This is a genomic window from Paraburkholderia sp. 32 (assembly GCF_050435345.1).
GTDB classification, from domain to species: domain Bacteria; phylum Pseudomonadota; class Gammaproteobacteria; order Burkholderiales; family Burkholderiaceae; genus Paraburkholderia; species Paraburkholderia tuberum.
Window position 1 is genome coordinate 3,231,828 of the sequence record NZ_JBNDKD010000001.1, and the last position, 16,593, is coordinate 3,248,420.

At 61.7% G+C, this 16,593-nt stretch carries 14 protein-coding genes, 4 pseudogenes and 1 other annotated feature; of the genes and pseudogenes, 6 read left to right on the forward strand and 12 right to left on the reverse strand.

From position 1 onward, the window contains the following. Positions 1-15: 15 nt before the first annotated feature. Positions 16-2,100, forward strand: coding sequence for a putative bifunctional diguanylate cyclase/phosphodiesterase (locus OKW26_RS14900; RefSeq protein ID WP_429354093.1), 2,085 nt, complete (start codon positions 16-18; stop codon positions 2,098-2,100). On the opposite strand, the pseudogene OKW26_RS14905 reads toward OKW26_RS14900, so the two are convergent. Next, a pseudogene (locus OKW26_RS14905) lies at positions 2,093-2,635 on the reverse strand (dihydrodipicolinate synthase family protein); the annotation flags it as partial. The gene OKW26_RS14900 and the pseudogene OKW26_RS14905 sit on opposite strands and share 8 nt — an antisense overlap. A gap of 124 nt (positions 2,636-2,759) precedes the next feature. Between OKW26_RS14905 and OKW26_RS14910 the strand changes: the two are divergent. After that, the gene (locus tag OKW26_RS14910) at positions 2,760-4,052 is read left to right on the forward strand and encodes an aspartate carbamoyltransferase (RefSeq protein ID WP_184049474.1); all 1,293 of its coding nucleotides are present in this window, start codon (positions 2,760-2,762) and stop codon (positions 4,050-4,052) included. A 19-nt stretch (positions 4,053-4,071) separates the two neighbouring features. On the opposite strand, the gene OKW26_RS14915 is transcribed toward OKW26_RS14910, so the two are convergent. From OKW26_RS14915 to OKW26_RS14930, 4 genes and pseudogenes are all read right to left on the reverse strand, one after another. Beyond that, positions 4,072-4,932, reverse strand: coding sequence for an alpha/beta hydrolase (locus OKW26_RS14915; protein WP_429354094.1), 861 nt, complete (start codon positions 4,930-4,932; stop codon positions 4,072-4,074). A 146-nt stretch (positions 4,933-5,078) separates the two neighbouring features. Continuing rightward, positions 5,079-5,525: pseudogene (locus OKW26_RS14920) on the reverse strand (NAD(P)H-dependent oxidoreductase); the annotation flags it as partial. Beyond that, positions 5,456-6,643 carry a hypothetical protein gene (locus OKW26_RS14925; RefSeq protein ID WP_429354095.1) on the reverse strand — a complete coding sequence of 396 codons (1,188 nt, stop codon included), beginning with the start codon at positions 6,641-6,643 and terminating at the stop codon, positions 5,456-5,458. The gene OKW26_RS14925 and the pseudogene OKW26_RS14920, both read right to left, overlap by 70 nt. 336 nt (positions 6,644-6,979) lie before the next feature. After that, positions 6,980-8,524 (reverse strand): TolC family protein, encoded by a 1,545-nt coding sequence (locus OKW26_RS14930; protein WP_429354096.1) that lies wholly within the window; start codon positions 8,522-8,524, stop codon positions 6,980-6,982. Between the two features lie 542 nt (positions 8,525-9,066). Here OKW26_RS14930 and OKW26_RS14935 point away from each other — a divergent pair. From OKW26_RS14935 to OKW26_RS14945, 3 genes and pseudogenes are all read left to right on the forward strand, one after another. Next, on the forward strand, positions 9,067-9,324 hold the full coding sequence (locus OKW26_RS14935) for a hypothetical protein (protein WP_429354097.1): 258 nt from the start codon (positions 9,067-9,069) through the stop codon (positions 9,322-9,324). A gap of 236 nt (positions 9,325-9,560) precedes the next feature. Then, a complete protein-coding gene (locus OKW26_RS14940) occupies positions 9,561-9,665 on the forward strand; it encodes a BCCT family transporter (RefSeq protein WP_184060798.1) in 105 nt (34 codons plus the stop codon). Positions 9,666-9,991: 326 nt separating this feature from the next. Continuing rightward, a pseudogene (locus OKW26_RS14945) lies at positions 9,992-10,651 on the forward strand (transposase); the annotation flags it as partial. Then, positions 10,194-10,309 (forward strand) — a sequence feature (AL1L pseudoknot). It overlaps the preceding pseudogene by 116 nt. Positions 10,652-10,713: 62 nt before the next feature. Here the strand turns inward: OKW26_RS14945 and OKW26_RS14950 are convergent. After that, positions 10,714-10,929 carry a hypothetical protein gene (locus OKW26_RS14950; RefSeq protein WP_429354260.1) on the reverse strand — a complete coding sequence of 72 codons (216 nt, stop codon included), beginning with the start codon at positions 10,927-10,929 and terminating at the stop codon, positions 10,714-10,716. Between OKW26_RS14950 and OKW26_RS14955 the strand changes: the two are divergent. Beyond that, a pseudogene (locus OKW26_RS14955) lies at positions 10,847-11,263 on the forward strand (DDE-type integrase/transposase/recombinase); the annotation flags it as partial. The gene OKW26_RS14950 and the pseudogene OKW26_RS14955 sit on opposite strands and share 83 nt — an antisense overlap. A 157-nt stretch (positions 11,264-11,420) precedes the next feature. On the opposite strand, the gene OKW26_RS14960 reads toward OKW26_RS14955, so the two are convergent. The 6 genes from OKW26_RS14960 to OKW26_RS14985 form a co-directional block, all read right to left on the reverse strand. Then, positions 11,421-12,671 (reverse strand): acyl-CoA dehydrogenase family protein, encoded by a 1,251-nt coding sequence (locus OKW26_RS14960; RefSeq protein WP_429354098.1) that lies wholly within the window; start codon positions 12,669-12,671, stop codon positions 11,421-11,423. A gap of 61 nt (positions 12,672-12,732) precedes the next feature. After that, positions 12,733-13,497, reverse strand: a complete 765-nt coding sequence (locus OKW26_RS14965; RefSeq protein WP_429354243.1) for an SDR family oxidoreductase — start codon at positions 13,495-13,497, stop codon at positions 12,733-12,735. A gap of 87 nt (positions 13,498-13,584) precedes the next feature. Then, the gene (locus OKW26_RS14970; RefSeq protein ID WP_429354099.1) at positions 13,585-14,601 is read right to left on the reverse strand and encodes a phosphotransferase; all 1,017 of its coding nucleotides are present in this window, start codon (positions 14,599-14,601) and stop codon (positions 13,585-13,587) included. A 105-nt stretch (positions 14,602-14,706) separates the two neighbouring features. Next, on the reverse strand, positions 14,707-15,075 hold the full coding sequence (locus tag OKW26_RS14975) for a histidine phosphatase family protein (RefSeq protein ID WP_429354100.1): 369 nt from the start codon (positions 15,073-15,075) through the stop codon (positions 14,707-14,709). Between the two features lie 105 nt (positions 15,076-15,180). Continuing rightward, positions 15,181-16,080 (reverse strand): LysR family transcriptional regulator, encoded by a 900-nt coding sequence (locus OKW26_RS14980; RefSeq protein WP_429354244.1) that lies wholly within the window; start codon positions 16,078-16,080, stop codon positions 15,181-15,183. Positions 16,081-16,186: 106 nt separating this feature from the next. Further along, complete coding sequence (locus tag OKW26_RS14985; protein WP_429354101.1) at positions 16,187-16,369, reverse strand: hypothetical protein; 183 nt, start codon at positions 16,367-16,369, stop codon at positions 16,187-16,189. Between the last annotated feature and the right edge of the window lie 224 nt (positions 16,370-16,593).

Sequence of the window (16,593 nt, forward strand, 5' to 3'; positions counted from 1 at the left end):
CCCGGCGGACCCAATATGCAGAGTTCATATAATTTCTGGCTCGTCGCGATTTCGTTCGCGGTCGCGACCCTCGCGTCGTACACCGCGCTCGATCTGACGGGCCGCATCTTCCTGCTCGGCTCGACGCGCCGGCGGCATGCATGGCGGCTCGGCGGCGCGTTCGCGCTTGGTGTCGGCATCTGGTCGATGCACTTCGTCGCGATGCTCGCGTTCTCGCTGCCTATCCCGCTCGGCTACGACCCGGCGACGACCGCCTGCTCGCTGGCCCTCGCGATCGGCGCTTCGTATCTGGCGCTCTCGCTGACGACCCAGCAGCGCCTGACGCCGGTCCGGCTGCTGATGGGCGGCGTGGCGATGGGGATCGCTATCGCCGGCATGCATTACACCGGGATGGCGGCGCTGCGCATGGCGCCCGCGATCCACTACCAGCCGGCATGGTTCGCGACCTCGATCGCGATCGCGATCGGCGCGTCGAGCGCCGCGCTGTGGATGGCGCGCGCGCTCAGCAACGAACACGAGCGTCATATCGCACGCAAACGTCTCGCCGCGGCGCTGGTGATGGGCGTCGCGATCAGCGGCATGCACTACACCGGCATGGCCGCCGCCGACTTCGCGCCGGGCGCGATCTGCGGCGCGGCCAACGACATGAATGCGCAATGGCTCGCCACCTCGGTGGTCCTGCTCACGTTCGCGGTGCTGATCGTCACGCTGATGCTGTCGCGCTTCGACGTGCGCACCACCTTCCTGCTCGGCGCGGTGTCGCGGCTGAACGGCCAGATCGTGCGGCTCGCGACGCTCGACGCGCTGACGGGCCTGCCGAACCGCGCGACGCTGACCGAGCGGATCGAACGCGCGATCAGCGGCGCGCGTCGCCAGCGTACGTCGTTCGCGGTGCTGTTCATGGATCTCGACGGCTTCAAGACGATCAACGATTCGCTCGGTCACTCGGCCGGCGACGCGGTGCTGTCCGCATTCGCGCAACGCCTGCAGCAATGCGTGCGTTCGAGCGACACCGTCGCGCGGCTCGGCGGCGACGAGTTCGTCGTGCTCACGGAACACCTTACGTGCGGCGACGACGCGGCCGCGCTCGCCGACGGCGTGCTTCACCGGATGCGCCAGGGCACGTGGAGCGACGAACAACCGCTGCAGGTGATGCCGAGCATCGGCATTGCGCTCTATCCGCGCGATGGCGACAGCGTCGAGACGCTGCTCCAGCACGCGGACGCCGCGATGTACGAAGCGAAGCGCGCCGGCCGCGGCACCTACCGCTTCTTCGAGCGCAGCATGAACGAGGCCGCCACGCGCACGCTGCGGATCCAGCAAGTGCTGCACGACGCCTTCGCGAATGATCGTTTCTCGCTGCTGTTCCAGCCGAAGTTTGAGCGCGGCGGCGACGCGCTCGCGGGCGCCGAGGCGCTGATCCGCCTGCACGATCCGGAGATGGGCGCGCTGATGCCGGCCGAGTTCATCCCGGTCGCCGAGCGCTCCGGGCAGATCGTGCAGATCGGCTACTGGGTCGTGCGTGAAACCTGCCGGCGCATTCGCGGCTGGATCGAACAGGGCCTGCCGGCGATGAAGGTGGCGATCAACCTGTCGCCGCGTCAGCTGTTGCAACCGGACCTCGTCGAGACGATCCTCGACATCGTCAGGAGCGAGGACGTCGCGTGCGAGCAGATCATGTTCGAGATCACCGAGACCGTAGCGATGCAGGATGCCGCGCGCACCGTCGAAGTAATCCGCGCGTTTCAGGCGAGCGGCTTCGACATCTCGATCGACGACTTCGGCACCGGCTATTCGAGCCTCGCGTATCTGCAGCGCTTCCAGGTGAAGCAGTTGAAGATCGATCGCTTCTTCATCAACGGTCTCGACGCGAACGGCGCCGCGGGCAGCGCAATCGTGTCGGCGATCATCGCGCTCGCGCACTCGCTCGAAATGGACGTGGTCGCCGAGGGCGTCGAAACCCAATCGCAACTCGACAAGCTGTGCTCGATGATGTGCGACGAAGTGCAGGGCTACCTGCTCGGCAAGCCGATCAACGCCGACGACTTCGGCGCAATGCTCCGCGGCAGAACGATGGCCGCAAGCGGCGTCTCTATCTGAGCAGCGTCTCCCCCAACGCCGCGAGCCGTTCGGTCAACGCCTCGCTCGCACGCGTCATCGGCAAACGCAATTCGTTGCGCACCCATCCCCTCGCCGCGAGCAGCGCCTTCACCGGCGCGGGATTCGGTTCCGCGAACGCGAGTTGGATCTGCGGCACGAGCGCGTGAAAAATGCGTCGTCCTTCGTCGAGCTTCCCCTGCGTCAACGCGCGATAAAGCGCGATGAAACGCTCGGGCCGCCAATGCGCCGACGCCGCGATCGCCCCGCTTCCACCCGCGCACACCGTCGAGAAGAGCTCCAGGTCGTTGCCCGCGAGCACTTGCAGACGGCCGTCGCGAATCAGCGCGAGCGTCGTGTCGAGCGAACCGGCGCAATCCTTGATCGCCTGAATTCGCGGATGCACGGCGAGCGTCAGCAGCGTGTCGAGGTCGAGCCGCACGCCGGTGCGTTGCGGAATATCGTAGAGCACGACTGGATGTACGCTCGCGTCCGCGAGCGCGCTGAAATGCGCGACGATGCCGTCCTGCGAGGGCCGACGAACCAGCTCGCGAAGGAAAACGCTTGACTTCTACGCGCCGGAAACTAATATACGCACCGCGTACATCAACGCGTTTTGCTGCCTTACTCTCGCCGACCCCACTTTTGCGACAGGTGCCCTCATGAGCGTTCCGCAACAAGCCTTCCTACGCGATGCGATGCGTCGCCTGAACATGACGCGCGATACGTTCGCTAACCGCATCGGCGTGTCGCGCCGGGCGCTGGATACGTGGCTGCTGCCGGACGACTCGCAGGAATCGCGGGCGATGCCGGAAATCGTCGAGCGTTTTGTGTCGGAGATCGTCGCGAACACGGAGCCGGGCGAAGGATATACGCAAAGCGTAGACTCGCAATCGCTCGCAAGCCAGATTCTGTTCGAGGGCAAGCCGCAGCTGCTGTCGGTCGATCAGTTTTCGCGCGACTCGGTCGAGGCGCTCTTTCGCGTCGCCGACATCATGCAGCCGATCGCCCGGCGCCGCAAAATCTCGCGCGTGCTCGAAGGCGCGGTGCTCGGCAATCTGTTCTTCGAGGCGAGCACGCGTACCCGTGTGAGCTTCGGCGCGGCGTTCTGCCGGCTCGGCGGCTCGGTGTGCGACACGACCGGCTTCACGTTTTCGTCGATGGCGAAGGGAGAATCGATCTACGACACGAGCCGGGTGATGAGCGGCTATGTCGACGCGCTGGTGATCCGCCACCCGGAGCAAGGCTCGGTGGCCGAATTCGCGCGCGCGACCAACGTGCCGGTGATCAACGGCGGCGACGGTCCCGGCGAGCATCCGAGCCAGGCGCTGCTCGATCTCTACACGATCCAGCGCGAGTTTTCGCGGCTCGGCAAGATCGTCGACGGCGCGCACATCGCGCTGGTCGGCGACCTCAAGTACGGACGTACCGTGCATTCGCTCGTGAAGCTGCTGGCGCTCTATCGCGGCATCAAGTTCACGCTGATTTCGCCGCCGATGCTCGAATTGCCGGGCTATATCATCGAGCAGATTTCGCGCAACGCTCACGTGATCGAACAGACGCATGACCTGCGCACTGGCTTGCGCGGCGCCGACGTCGTATACGCGACGCGCATCCAGAAGGAGCGCTTCACCGACGAATCGTTCGAAGGCTACACGCCCGACTTCCAGATCAACCAGGCGCTCGTCGATAGCGTGTGCGGCGCCGACACGCTGATCATGCACCCGCTGCCGCGCGACAGCCGGCCCGGCGCGAACGATTTGAGCACCGACCTCAATCACGATTCGCGGCTCGCGATTTTCCGGCAGACCGACAACGGCATTCCGGTGCGGATGGCGATTTTCGCGGTGCTGCTCGGCGTCGACAAACAGGTCCAGCATTCGATGCGCGATGCCGCGTGGCGCCCGCCGGTCTACCTGGGACCTGACGACGCGGTGTTTCACGGAATCGATTGACGCGGATAGCCGTCCGCCGTCAGGCCGCGGCCGCGGCGCGCGCGTCACGCATTTCGCGCGCCGCCTGCCTGAACGTGCCGGCAAAGAACAGCACCTGATATTTGACCGCGTTCGACCAGTACTTCCACGTATGGCCGCCGGGCCGCTCGGCGTAATCGTGCGGCACGCCGAGTTCGACGAGCCGCTCGTGCAGCAGCCGGTTCGACTGCACGAGCGAGTCGTTCACGCCGCAATCGATCGTCAGCGCGATATGGTCGCGGCCGAAATCCTCCGCACTCGCGACGATCGCCTTGCTGTTCCAGAAGTCCGCATATTGCATCGGGTCGCCGAACACCCGCTCGATGCCGGGCTCGTCCTCGCTCCCGCGCGGGTCCACCGCACCGCTGATGCTGCCCGCCGCGCCGAACGCGTCGGGCCGGTCGAGCGCAATGCGTAGCGCGCCGAAGCCGCCCATGCTCAAGCCCGTGATAGCGCGCGCCTGCTTCGTCGCGATCGTGCGGAAATGGCTGTCGATATAGGCCACCACTTCCGTACCCACGTAGGTTTCGTAGCGGCTGCGCGGATCGACGGGGCTATCGATGTACCAGCTGTCGCGGCCGCCGTCGGGCATCACGAGGATCACGTGATAGCGGTCGGCGAGCTTGCCGATATGCGAATTCGCGGTCCAGTCCGTGTAATCGCCGCCCGAGCCATGTAGCACGTAGACGACCGGAAAGCGCGCGGCCTGGTTGCCACGCGCGTATCGATCGGGCAGTACGATGGTTGCGTCGAACGTACGATGCATCGCCGCGCTCGGAATCGTGACGACGCGCGACTGGAACGCCCACGCCGGCGATGCGATCAGCATCAGAATGAGCCAGAACGTATGGACTGGATTCATGGTGAGTCGCCCCTTGCGCTTGCTTCCGGCTGCTTACGTTCGTCAGGCGTCCGAAGAAGAGCGCCCCGGCATGCCTCGGCCTATGTCCGCGAACGACTGTAGCAATGGCGACTTACAACCAAATTTCAGGGAAACATACGATCCAGTCAGGCTTCGGTCGCTTCATCGGCTTCAGTTGCCGTCTCTGCGCCCGCATCTTCAACGTGCGCGGCAAACCCCACCCGCCCCGGCGCCAGATCGTCCCGCAATGTGAGCGCCGGAATCTCATACGCGCCGCCGTTCTGCGGAAGGAACGCGATCGGCGCGGCCGTCCACAGCGTGTCGAGCCGTCGCCCGGGCACCTCGCTGACCTCGGCATACTTCGCCTCGTCGACGCGGCTCGTGCGATAGACGACGAACGGCGGCAATACCTCGAAGCCGGGGTAAAACAGCGCACCGTGCTGGATCGGGAACAGCACGTCGTCGATCGGACCGTTGATGCCGCGTGCGCTGTAGTGCGACTCCCAGCCGCCCGTCGTGACGATCAGCATCGCGCGCTTGCCCGCGAAACGGCCCTCGCCATAACGCTCGCCCCAGCGCGCATCGGAATATCCGCATCCGCATCCGCATCCGCATCCGCATCCGCATCCGCATCCGCGTCAGCATCGGCATCCGCATCCGCATCGGCATCGGCGTCAGCATCCGCGTCCGCATCGGCATCCGCATCCGCATCCGCATCGGCGTCAGCATCGGCATCGGCATCGGCATCGGCATCGGCATCGGCATCGGCATCGGCATCAGCATCAGCGTCCGCATCCGCATCCGCATCCGCATCCGCATCCGCATCCGCATCCGCATCCGCATCCGCATCCGCATCCGCATCCGCATCCGCATCCGCATCCGCATCCGCATCCGCATCCGCATCCGCATCCGCATCCGCATCCGCATCCGCATCCGCGTCAGCATCGGCATCCGCGTCCGCATCCGCATCAGCATCAGCATCAGCATCAGCATCCGCATCAGCATCAGCATCAGCATCAGCATCAGCATCAGCATCAGCATCAGCATCAGCATCAGCATCAGCATCAGCATCGGCATCGGCATCGGCATCGGCATCGGCATCCGCATCCGCGTCGGAATCAGCGTCCGCATCCGTATCGTCGTCAACTGCACCCGGCGGCGTCTGTTCATCCACTACAGCAGGAGCGCTGCCGCCATTACCACCACCGCTCGCGGCAGCAATCCCCGCACCCAGCGCGGCAAGCGCACCCAGGCCCAGGAGGCCGAAGCCCACCAGACCGACACCCGGCGCGGCGACGAGATTCGCGCCGAAACCGTTCAGTTGCGCCGCACCCAGAACCAGAGGCGAGTCCGCGCCATCCACAAGAAAAGCGGCCTCATGATCATCCTCGCCGTCCGCAGCGATATATTCGTGATACGACCCGTCTTCACCCAGGCCGACCAGCTCGCCTTCATTGCCGTAGAAGTCCTCAATGATCAGTTGCGGCTGGTCGAGCTCCGCCCCTTCCAGGCTGACCAGAAGATTCTTGCCGGAGCGTCGCACGGTAATGTTTTCGGGGCCGTGGCCGGTCTTGCTCTCGGCCAGAATGAATTTGCCACCTTTGATGGCGCTTACACGAACGGCAGCGCCTTGCGCGGACCCGCGCAATTCAACAGTCTGCTTGATGGTGCTGCCGTCGACAACGGCCAGCTTCACTGAACTGGTACTCATGGTAGTGCCTCTTTGAGTGCGTATGCTGGTCCACCTGGCCAGCGTATAGATAGAAAATGGCGACATGGCAGTCGCAAGAGTGCTGCTCTACCTCCATTCTTGATGGGTGAGCAATAAAACGAAATATGACGAGTTCGAATTTGACCAGAAAGGAACGAGGCATTTCCCGGCACGGGAATCGCGAGCAGCGGTGCCTATGCACGATTGCGCAAGGGCTAAACAGGCAGTTGTCCGATGTTTCTCGTCTGTGCGCCAGACGCAAAAAGGGCCGCCATCCAGACAGGAAGGCAGCCCATCGCGAAGCCCTGTATCCGGTGCGGCTCTGATTCGCAACACCTAACCGCCGGAGCGCCCGGTCTCCAGCCAGTCAACCAGCGAACCCGAAGATGCGTGCTCCCGCAGTACCGCCGCGTAGCCATCGAAACGGTTCGTCACTTCGCTCACGCTGTTGCCGTAGTGATCGTTCTCCGCAAGGAGCACATCGAGCAGGGTTCGTTTGCCCAGGTGGTACCACTGTTCGAAGAAGGCCTTGCGCACCTGATCGGTTTCAGCGGAGAGGCGTTTGTACTGCTCCGCACGGCTGAGCATGGTGTGCGCATCCTGATCCGCGGTGCGAATGCCATACTCGAGGTCACGCCGCTGCTGGTCGAGGCGCTGCCACGAAGCCTGTGCCCGGTGCCCTGCCGCAGCCGTCGCCGCCTGCGTCGAACCGCCGCGGAATGCCGCCCAGTTGAGCGTCAACATGGTTTGCCATGGCGCACGTTGTCCCGCGCCCGTGCCTCCGATTCCGGCATTCGCAGTGACAACCCAATTCACCGACGGCAGGCCCGACGCTTTCACCACTTTGGCATTCAGGTCGGCCGCATTTGCCTCGGACTGAATCTGATGCAAGCTCGGATGAGCATTCACCCGCTCCAGGAGTTGCGGCAGATTGCCCGGTTGGAGCGGCCAGTCGCGCGCGTGCGGAATCGGCGGTACGCTTTCGCCCAGCAGCTTTTGCAACGCCAGTTCCGCATCACGTGCCTTCGCTTGCGCTGAGTCGCGCGCAGCTTCAGCCTGCAGCAGACGCGCCTTGGCCTGCGTGAGTTCGCTGCCGCGACCACGGTCGACAGCCACAATTTCGCTGAGCATCTTCACGAGCGTGGCCATACGCTCAACAAATTGCTGGCTCACGTCAACGATCGTGCGCTGCTTGCCCAGTTCAACGAGCGTGCTCGTCACCTCGAACGCATTCTGATCGCGGGCCGCTACATAACTACTGAACGCGGCATCCGAGAGTTGTTCACGACTTCCGATTGTGTTCTTTGTGCGCCCCCAGTCGTACACCGTTGTCGTGACGTTCGCCGTCACTACGTTCCCGTTGTTGGAGCCATTTCGATTACCGGGACCAAATTGCACACCCTGTGTCTGCGAACCGATGTCGACTTGCGGCCACCGCAAGCCTTTCGCTTCGTCGACGTCTGATTTCGCGGCTTCGTAGGCGGCATACGCCTGCCCGACTTCGGGACTGCGCTTCTCCGCTTCCTCGACGGCGCTCAGGAAGATACGCCGCAGCGTGGCGGAATCCACCGGAGGTCCTCCCTCGCTACTGGACGGTTGCGTTTCGAGCCACTGTGAGAACGTCACCGGAGGAGCATGGCTTCCCGGGGTCGACGGCTGTTTAATCTCGACCGGAGTCGATGTGCTTGCAGTTGCTGCATCGCTCGCCAGCGCCAGATCAGACTTCGTTTGAGCGCCCGCAATGGCACTCGCCGGCAAGGCGAGCACGACCAGCAGCGACGAAACCAGCCATGACAGGGGGCGGAGCCGCAAACCGGAGAGGCCGTCCCCGTTGGTGAGGGGCGCGGCAGCCTGTACGTCAGGAAAATCGTTTCGAGTCATGATCGTAACCGGTTAGATTGAAGTATGTGGTGCGACACCTGAACCGCAATCCAGACTCAGAAAACAATGAAGCAATGCTCGTCGTTTAAAGGATCGATTCGGCTAATTCGGGTGACCTTGGTGAACGAAACACGAGATTTCGTACTGGCTCCAATTGTCCGGATATCGGTGACCCCGCGAAATCAGACAGCCGCGACAACGCAGTGAGACTGGTACGAATTTTTTGTTCGCAGTCTTTCACAAGCACTGATTTCCGCGCGCGATTGTCTGACCAGATAGGGCTGCCCGTATCGACAGTGGCCAACCCATTGCTCGCCCATTTTCATCGAACCGTTGGCGCGAGAGCGGCGTGTCGAACAGGCGTGCGGCGAGGTTCGGATAGGGCACGTTCATGGCTGTGCCGAACAGTGAAGTTGTCACACGATTTCCTGCTGCAGTCGAAATTCCTGGTAGCAGCATCATTTCTGACTGGTTCGATACAATGAAAAATGTTATTCCCGTACCATCTCATTTATGTTATTGAGATTTTCACGGAGATAGCCATGAAGCGTTTCTCTCCGATTGAATTTTCGAACTCGCACAGCCATGCAAGCATCGCGAACCATGCCCATCCGTCTCGTTCCCGTGGGCATGCTATCGGTGCTGCGAAATCTGTGTGGCGCGCGTCGCTGAAGATGTGCAACATATCTTCCCGGTTCACGCATTTCCGCCTGTCGGGGCGAGAAACTGTGAAGGAAAAGGGTAATGCCCAAGTGCCGACTGCTGCTTCATGCCACTTTGTCTGTCACCTGCAGGCCTGAGGGCACGTAGTCTCGCTACGGAATATCTTCACCACCGCAAATCGATCTTTGATTTCGATCTGCTTGTGATTGTGATTTTGACGGAACCCACCACACTCCTTGTACGCGTGTTAGGCGAGAACGCCGGCAACTATTCGCCGAATCTCGTTACTTTGTCGATGCGTAGCTATGCATATGAATCTCTGCGCGCCGATGACGGGCTCAATGACCGGACGATTCTCTACTGAAAGTGGCGGATTACGTGGCGGCCTTTAGCCGGCATTTTTATCGTGCTGACTTCGCGGGGTCATACGATCTATCAATTCGTCGTCGGCGCGCTGCTTGTGCTAACCATCACCTGACATAGATGACGGTGTGCGAAGACAGCGCGATCAGGATCGATGCACATGCTGCCGCCAGTGCGATCGCGCAATCCGCGAGGGTCTAAAGGTGTCGCGACGATAACACTCATTGCCGCATCGGCTCTTGCCATAATCATGTTCATGTTGTCCTTCGGGCGGAGGCGCCGGCCGAAAGCCGACTACGCTCATAGCTCGCTACACATGGCCGACCACCAATGTGCAGACCTGTGACCACTGGCAGAGGTGGCTCCGGGAATTCGGACAGTTGATTGAGTGGAAAAGCTGGGGAGTGAGTCGGTCATAATGGCCGGCGAAGGAACCAGAAGATGACGAAACGAAACCGACGAACACATTCACCGGCGTTCAAGGCAAAGGTGGCACTTGCGGCGCTCAAGGGCGACAAGAAACCCTGGCAGAGCTGGCCCAGCAATTTGATGTCCATCCGAACCAGATCACAGACTGGAAGAAGCAACTGCAGGAGCGGGTTCGCGAGTTGCGCCAGGTTAATGAAATCCTGCGCAAAGCATCGGCGTATTTCGCACAGGCGGAGCTCGACCGCCGACCGAAGTGATGATCACGTTCATCGATGATCACCGGCAGGTCTATGGGGTCGAGCCGATCTGCGGGTGCTGCCGATCGCCCCGTCGACGTATTACAAGCATGTGGCTCGGCGGGCCGATCCAGCACGCCGGACGGCACGGGCCCAGCGTGACGCAATGCTATGCGGGGAAATCCGGCGCGTTTGGGAGGAGAACTTCCAGGTGTACGGAGTCCGCAAGGTCTGGCTGCAACTCGCACGCGAAGGCATCCAGGGGGCCCGCTGCACGGTAGAGCGGTTGATGAAGAAGCTGGGCCTGCGGGGTGTACGGCGCGGCAGATTCATCAGGACGACCGTTAGCGACAGTTCGAGACCTTGCCCGCTGGACCGCATGCAGCGGCAGTTCAAGGCCGAACGACCTAACGCGCTGTGGGTGTCAGATTTTACGCTTGTAGCCGAGGAACCGTTCGATATCTGGACCAAGAAAGCTCCGGAAGCGGGTGGGAGATCTCATAGCACATCCTCCCCATCGCCTTGCGCGACATCGCGTAGTTGATCGATCGCCAGCTTGCCGTAAATCTGGGTAGAAGAGATGCTTCGATGGCCAATATAGTCGCCAATATGCTTGAGTGAGAAATGAGCATTGCTGGTGCAAAAGCGGCGCGACAAGACTGCGGCAAAGCGCTTCTTCCGGCGGGTGCTGCGTTCAAACCCGGTGCCGCGCAAGATCGTTACCGACCAGTTGCGCAGCTATCCGGCGGCGAAGGCTGATATTCCTGAGCTCGCTCATGTGAAGCACGTTTTCGTCAAGGCGGCTGCACGCGTGAACAACCGTGCCGAGAACAGCCATCAGCCGACCCGCAGGCGCGAACGCCAGATGTGCGGCTTTCGCGATGCGCGTCGCACGCAGGAATTCCTCTCATGCTTCGGACCGATACGGCAGCACTTCGCGTTGCCCACACATCAAATGAACGCGGCATGGCATCGTGCCGTACTCAAAGAACGCTTCGCCACATGGCGTGGTTGGACTGTTATTGCCGCACTCGAGGAAGTTATCTGATAAGGATAGCTACGCTTTGGCTACGTAATTACCCTACGCCCGCCAAGTTGACAGAGCCTTGTGACGGCATGAAAAATGCGCGTCGTGAAATCGCGACGAGGAGTATTTTGCGGCAAGGTGCCGCAACACGTTGACGTCGCCCGGCCACTCGCCGCGGTCAGTCCCGTGCAGGCATTATCAGATAGGCATTGGTTGCTCCCGCAACGTACGGCCGTGCCTTGATTTCCATGCGCGCAATGCCTTGCAAATGCACTTCATCTGGACCGTCGGCAAAGCGCAGCGCGCGTGCCCAGGTCCAGTTGTCGGCCAATGGCGTATCAGGGCTCAGTCCCATCGCACCGAAAACCTGCATCGCTCGCTCGCAAACATTGGCGTACACCGTTGGCACGAGCGCCTTGATCATCGAGATCTCCTTGCGTGCTTCTTTGGCCCCAACCCGGTCGATCATCCAGGCCGCCCTCAGCACGAGCAGCCTCGCCTGCTCGATTTCGATGCGCGACTTCGCGATCCATTCGCCGACCGCGCCGTGCTCATGCAGCGCCTTGCCGAACGTCGTGCGCGACTGAGCGCGCTCGACCATCAATTCGAGAGCAAGCTCGGCCGCGCCGATCGAGCGCATGCAGTGGTGGATGCGCCCCGGTCCAAGACGCGCCTGAGCCAGCGCGAAACCGCTGCCCTCTTCACCGAGCAGATTGGCTGCCGGTACCCGAACATCGCGGAACACGATCTCGCAGTGCCCTTCCGGCGCAACGTGATTGACCACCGTTATGTTGCGCACGATCTCGATACCTGCGGTGTCCCTGGGGACGAGAATCATGCTCTGCTGCCGGTGCGCCGGTGCCTGCTGGTCGGTCTTGCCCATCACGATGAACAACTTGCAATGAGGATGCGCGGCGTTCGTGATGAACCATTTGTGGCCGTTGATCACATAGTCGTCGCCGTCCCGGCGAATCGAGGTCGTAATGTTGGTCGCATCCGAAGATGCGACCTCAGGTTCCGTCATCGCGAAAGCCGAGCGAATCCTGCCATCGAGCAACGGCGTCAGCCACTGGTCACGCTGGGCAGGCGTAGCGAACATGTGCAGCAGTTCCATGTTGCCGGTGTCGGGCGCGTTGCAGTTGAAGACTTCCGACGCCCACGACACCCGCCCCATGATTTCCGCGAGCGGCGCGTATTCCAGATTGGTCAGCCGCGTGCCCGGCTCGTCGTCCCGCAGATGCGGCAGGAACAGGTTCCACAGGCCCTCGGCACGAGCCTGCTCCTTGAGCGACTCCATGAACGACACAGGGTACTGCCCCTGGTTCACCTCATCGTGCCACTGCCGGATGCGCGGGACGATGTGTTTATCCATGAAGGCGCGCAACTGCTCGCACAACGCTTCGACCTTGGGGGTATAGCCAAAATCCATGATGATTCTTCCTTGCAAAATGTCCGCTTGAAACGACTGAGACCGTGCCCGCCGCCAATGGCTAGAGCGTCAAACCGCCGTCGACGACAATGCATTCGCCGTTCGTATAACTGGCCGCATCAGAAACCAGATACAGCACCGTTCCCGCCATCTCGCGGGGCTCCGCGTGGCGGCGCAGTGGAACCTTCGAGAGCCAACGATCATAAGTTTCCTGATCCTCGAACAGGGCGCCGGCGAAACGGGTCTTCGTCAACCCTGGCAGCAGCGCGTTCACGCGGATACCCAGCGGGCCGCACTCCTTCGCGAACGCACGCGTCATATTGACGACGGCGGCTTTCGTGATCGAGTAGATGGCCTGTTTGTCGCCCGGTTGCAGCGCGTTGACCGACGCCGTATTGACGATAGCCCCGCCGCCGTTATCGCGCATCAGCTTGCCTGCCTCGACAGACATGAAGAAGTAGCCGCGCAGATTCACCTCGACTGTCTTTTCGAACGCCGCCAGATCGGTATCGAGCACATGCCCAAAATACGGATTTGCGGCGGCGTTATTGACCAGAATATCCAGGCGCCCGTGGTGGCTGCGGATGGTCTGGAATGCAAGAAGAATGTCGTCAACCCGGCCGACGTGGCATGCAAGCGCCTGCGCGCTCCCGCCGGCCGACCGGATCCCCCCGACCACACCTTCACAGTCCTCCAGCTTGCGGCTCGAGACAATTACATGCGCGCCCTGCTCGGCGAGCAGCTTCGCAATTTCCTCGCCAATGCCGCGGCTCGCACCGGTCACGAGCGCAATCTTTCCCGTCAGATCAAATAAATTCGTCGTCACAACTGTCTCCAATATTCGCGGTCAACTGAATCCTGCCGATTCCTCACACACGCCACCAACGCGTGCACGTCCCGTCCGCATCAAAGGTCAACGAAGATCAACGCCCATCTGCGCGAGCGTACCTGCCATCTCACCAACCTGGCGCGCCTTGTCGCTCGACGCATTGCCGTCCAGCGCCCGCTTCTTGACGCCCTGCGCGATCGCTGCGAGCCGGAAGAAGCTGAACGCCAGGTAGAAGTTCCAGTCTGCGATTGACGAAATCCCGCGACGCCGGCAGTAGCGCTCAACCAGGGCAGGTTCGTCGGGAATGCCCAGTGAGTTGCGATTCAGCCCGCCGAGCCCGGTGATATACCCCTCAGGGGGCAGTCGCAGGCACATGCAGAAGTACGCTAGGTCTGCCAGCGGATTGCCGAGCGTTGACAATTCCCAGTCGAGAATCGCGCGGACTGTTGGCGCGTTTTGCTCGAATATGAGGTTATCGAGGCGAAAATCGCCGTGCACCAGCGACGGTCGATCCGATTCGGCAGGACAATGCGCGGGCAGCCACTCGATCAACGCGTCCACCGCCGGCAGCGTCCCGGTCTCCGCGGCGCGATACTGCTTGGTCCATACACCGATCTGACGCTCGAAATAGTTGCCGCTGCGGCCATAGTCCGACAGCCCGACCGCATCAACGTCCACGTCATGCAGGACTGCCATCGTTTCGATCAGCGATTCATAAAGCGAGCCGCGCTCGCTGGCCGCCATTTCTGGCAGCGCCGGATTCCAGAAAATGCGCCCTTCCTTGTAGCTCATCACGTAGAACAGGCTGCCGATCACATCGCGATCTTCGCAAAGATGCAACGCTCGGGCGACCGGCACCGGTGTATTTGCAAGTGCGGCCAGCACGCGGAATTCACGGTCGACGGCATGCGCCGATTTCAGCAACGTTCCCGGCGGCTGCCGGCGTAGCACGTAGCGGCCGCTGCGCGCGTGCAGCAGGAACGTCGGATTCGACTGCCCACCGGCGAATTTCTCCACGGTCATGGGGCCTTCGAAACCCGGCACGTGCGATGCGAGGTAGTGGGAGAGTTTGTCGGCGTCGAAATAAAGGTTATCGTTCATGAGGTGCAAAACATCCTGAAACGGGGTCAACCATAGGTGACGAATTCGCGGCCCTCGGGGCGATCGAGGTGAGGCACGCAATTGAAGCCGGCTAGCGACATCGCATCAGCGTTGAAGAAATACTGGCAGACGCTGCTGTTTCGGATCTGCATGTCGCTCAGTGCCTTGCGCGAGCGCGTTCAATGCCGGGTTGTCGTCACGCGCCGCCCGATAGAGCGCATCGAAGTCGTATTCATTCAGTCCGGCATGTTGCGTCATCTCAACGACAGGACTGCCCAATCCTTCAAGAATCGCATCCGCCGTCTGCCGATGGCGCCGCATCGTGCCAATGACGACGCGATCGAAACACAGTTTGGAATCGGCAAAGTATTCGCCAAGCCAACGCGCCTGGCGCGTTCCGATGTCTGAGAGCCGGTCATAGTTCTCGGCGCCGAAGGACGCCTGGCCATGCCGTATCAAATGGAGTTCTGCCATGCGATCCCTCATAAGTTCTGATCGACAGCATACTCAGCTCGATACCATTCCAAAAATTTATTATTGTGATTACGCGTCATAAAATATGGTGATAACACTAACCCGCTATGCGCTCGTCTCTCCCATCAGGCGGATGACCTGTTCTCGCAACCAGCGATGCGCCGGATCTTCAGCGGCACTGCGGTGCCAGTAGCAGCGCGACTCCATCTCGGGCAGGTCGAACGGCAGCTCGAGGATGCGGGCATCGTAGCGTTGCAGCAGCATGAGCGGTGCGGTCAGCACGAGGTCCGTACGCATTGCGATCAACGGTGCAACCAGGTAGTGCTGCACGCGCGTCAGGATCGTTCGCCTGACGCCGAGCTTGTTGAGTTCGGCGTCGACGAGCCCCGGGCCTTGCCGCCGGCTCGAGACGTGGATATGGCCGAGCCTGAGGTAATCGTCCATCGACAGTTTCTTGCGTGCGAACGGTTGATCGTGGCGCAGCATGCATGCATATCGATCCCCGCCCAGCGGCGCGTGTTCGAGGTGAGGGTCATCGATCAGAGGGGCGTCGATGGCGAGATTCACGGCGCCGTTGGCCAGCGCGTCCGGAATGTTGCTTCGGGGAGTGAAGTAGCTTTCAATACGGATGCCCGGGGCCAGCCGCTGCAACACCTCTTCCAGCCCGGGCAGCAACAGCGCTTCGGTCAGGTCTGTCATGCTGAGCCGGAACACGCGTTCAGAAGCTGCCGGGTCGAACTGCTCGCCCGCGTGCGCGCTCGAGTCAAGCAGTTGCAGCGCTTCGCGCACCCGCCCAATGATGTTCTCCGTGAGGGGCGTCGGCGCCATGCCGGTCGAGGTGCTGACAAATAGCGGATCGTTGAGCGATTTGCGCATGCGCGCCAGCGCATTGCTGACGGCGGGTTGCGTGATGAAGAGCATCTCCGCGGCGCGCGTGAGATTGCGCGTCCTGTAGATCGCCTCGAAAACGACGAACAGATTCAGATCGATCTTTGACAAAGGCACGATGGCATTTCCTGATCGGCGCTGCCGGACCCTGGTGGCGCGGTTCGCGACCACCTTTCTCTTGCAGTCCTTGCGCCGGCGCGGCATCGCCGCGCCGCATGGCGCCTTAGCTCGTTTCCGTGTGCAGCATCTCGGAACAGGCTTCGCTGGCGACCAGCTCGCGAATGTTGTTGGCAAAGCGCTGCAAAGCATGCAGGGATCCGTACACGCTCTTGTACTCTTCACGGCCGATCCGGCCTTCGAGCACGAGCAGCATACCCGAGTCGTTCGCAATCTTTTCGATATCCATCGCAACCTCCACTCAAATGTCGACGCATGCGTCGGCTTTCCTTACCCGGGCTACAGAGAAGCTCGCATTGCCGGCCGCCGCGGCTCGGGAGGAAACACGCACCACGATCCGTCGTCGTGGCGGAAAAAGATAATCGCCAGGGCTCCCGACGCCCGAAGCGACTCCACACGTACACATCGCATAGACCGCGACTTCGCGTAATTCATCCGGGTCAAACTGATCGG

Bases quoted from the DNA above. Each gene is read 5' to 3' on its own strand.
- OKW26_RS14900 (WP_429354093.1), top strand. From the start codon at position 16: ATGCAGAGTTCATATAATTTCTGGCTCGTCGCGATTTCGTTCGCGGTC.
- OKW26_RS14910 (WP_184049474.1), top strand. From the start codon at position 2,760: ATGAGCGTTCCGCAACAAGCCTTCCTACGCGATGCGATGCGTCGCCTG.
- OKW26_RS14915 (WP_429354094.1), bottom strand. From the start codon at position 4,932: ATGAATCCAGTCCATACGTTCTGGCTCATTCTGATGCTGATCGCATCG.
- OKW26_RS14925 (WP_429354095.1), bottom strand. From the start codon at position 6,643: ATGAGTACCAGTTCAGTGAAGCTGGCCGTTGTCGACGGCAGCACCATC.
- OKW26_RS14930 (WP_429354096.1), bottom strand. From the start codon at position 8,524: ATGACTCGAAACGATTTTCCTGACGTACAGGCTGCCGCGCCCCTCACC.
- OKW26_RS14935 (WP_429354097.1), top strand. From the start codon at position 9,067: ATGAAGCGTTTCTCTCCGATTGAATTTTCGAACTCGCACAGCCATGCA.
- OKW26_RS14960 (WP_429354098.1), bottom strand. From the start codon at position 12,671: ATGGATTTTGGCTATACCCCCAAGGTCGAAGCGTTGTGCGAGCAGTTG.
- OKW26_RS14970 (WP_429354099.1), bottom strand. From the start codon at position 14,601: ATGAACGATAACCTTTATTTCGACGCCGACAAACTCTCCCACTACCTC.
- OKW26_RS14975 (WP_429354100.1), bottom strand. From the start codon at position 15,075: ATGGCAGAACTCCATTTGATACGGCATGGCCAGGCGTCCTTCGGCGCC.
- OKW26_RS14985 (WP_429354101.1), bottom strand. From the start codon at position 16,369: ATGGATATCGAAAAGATTGCGAACGACTCGGGTATGCTGCTCGTGCTC.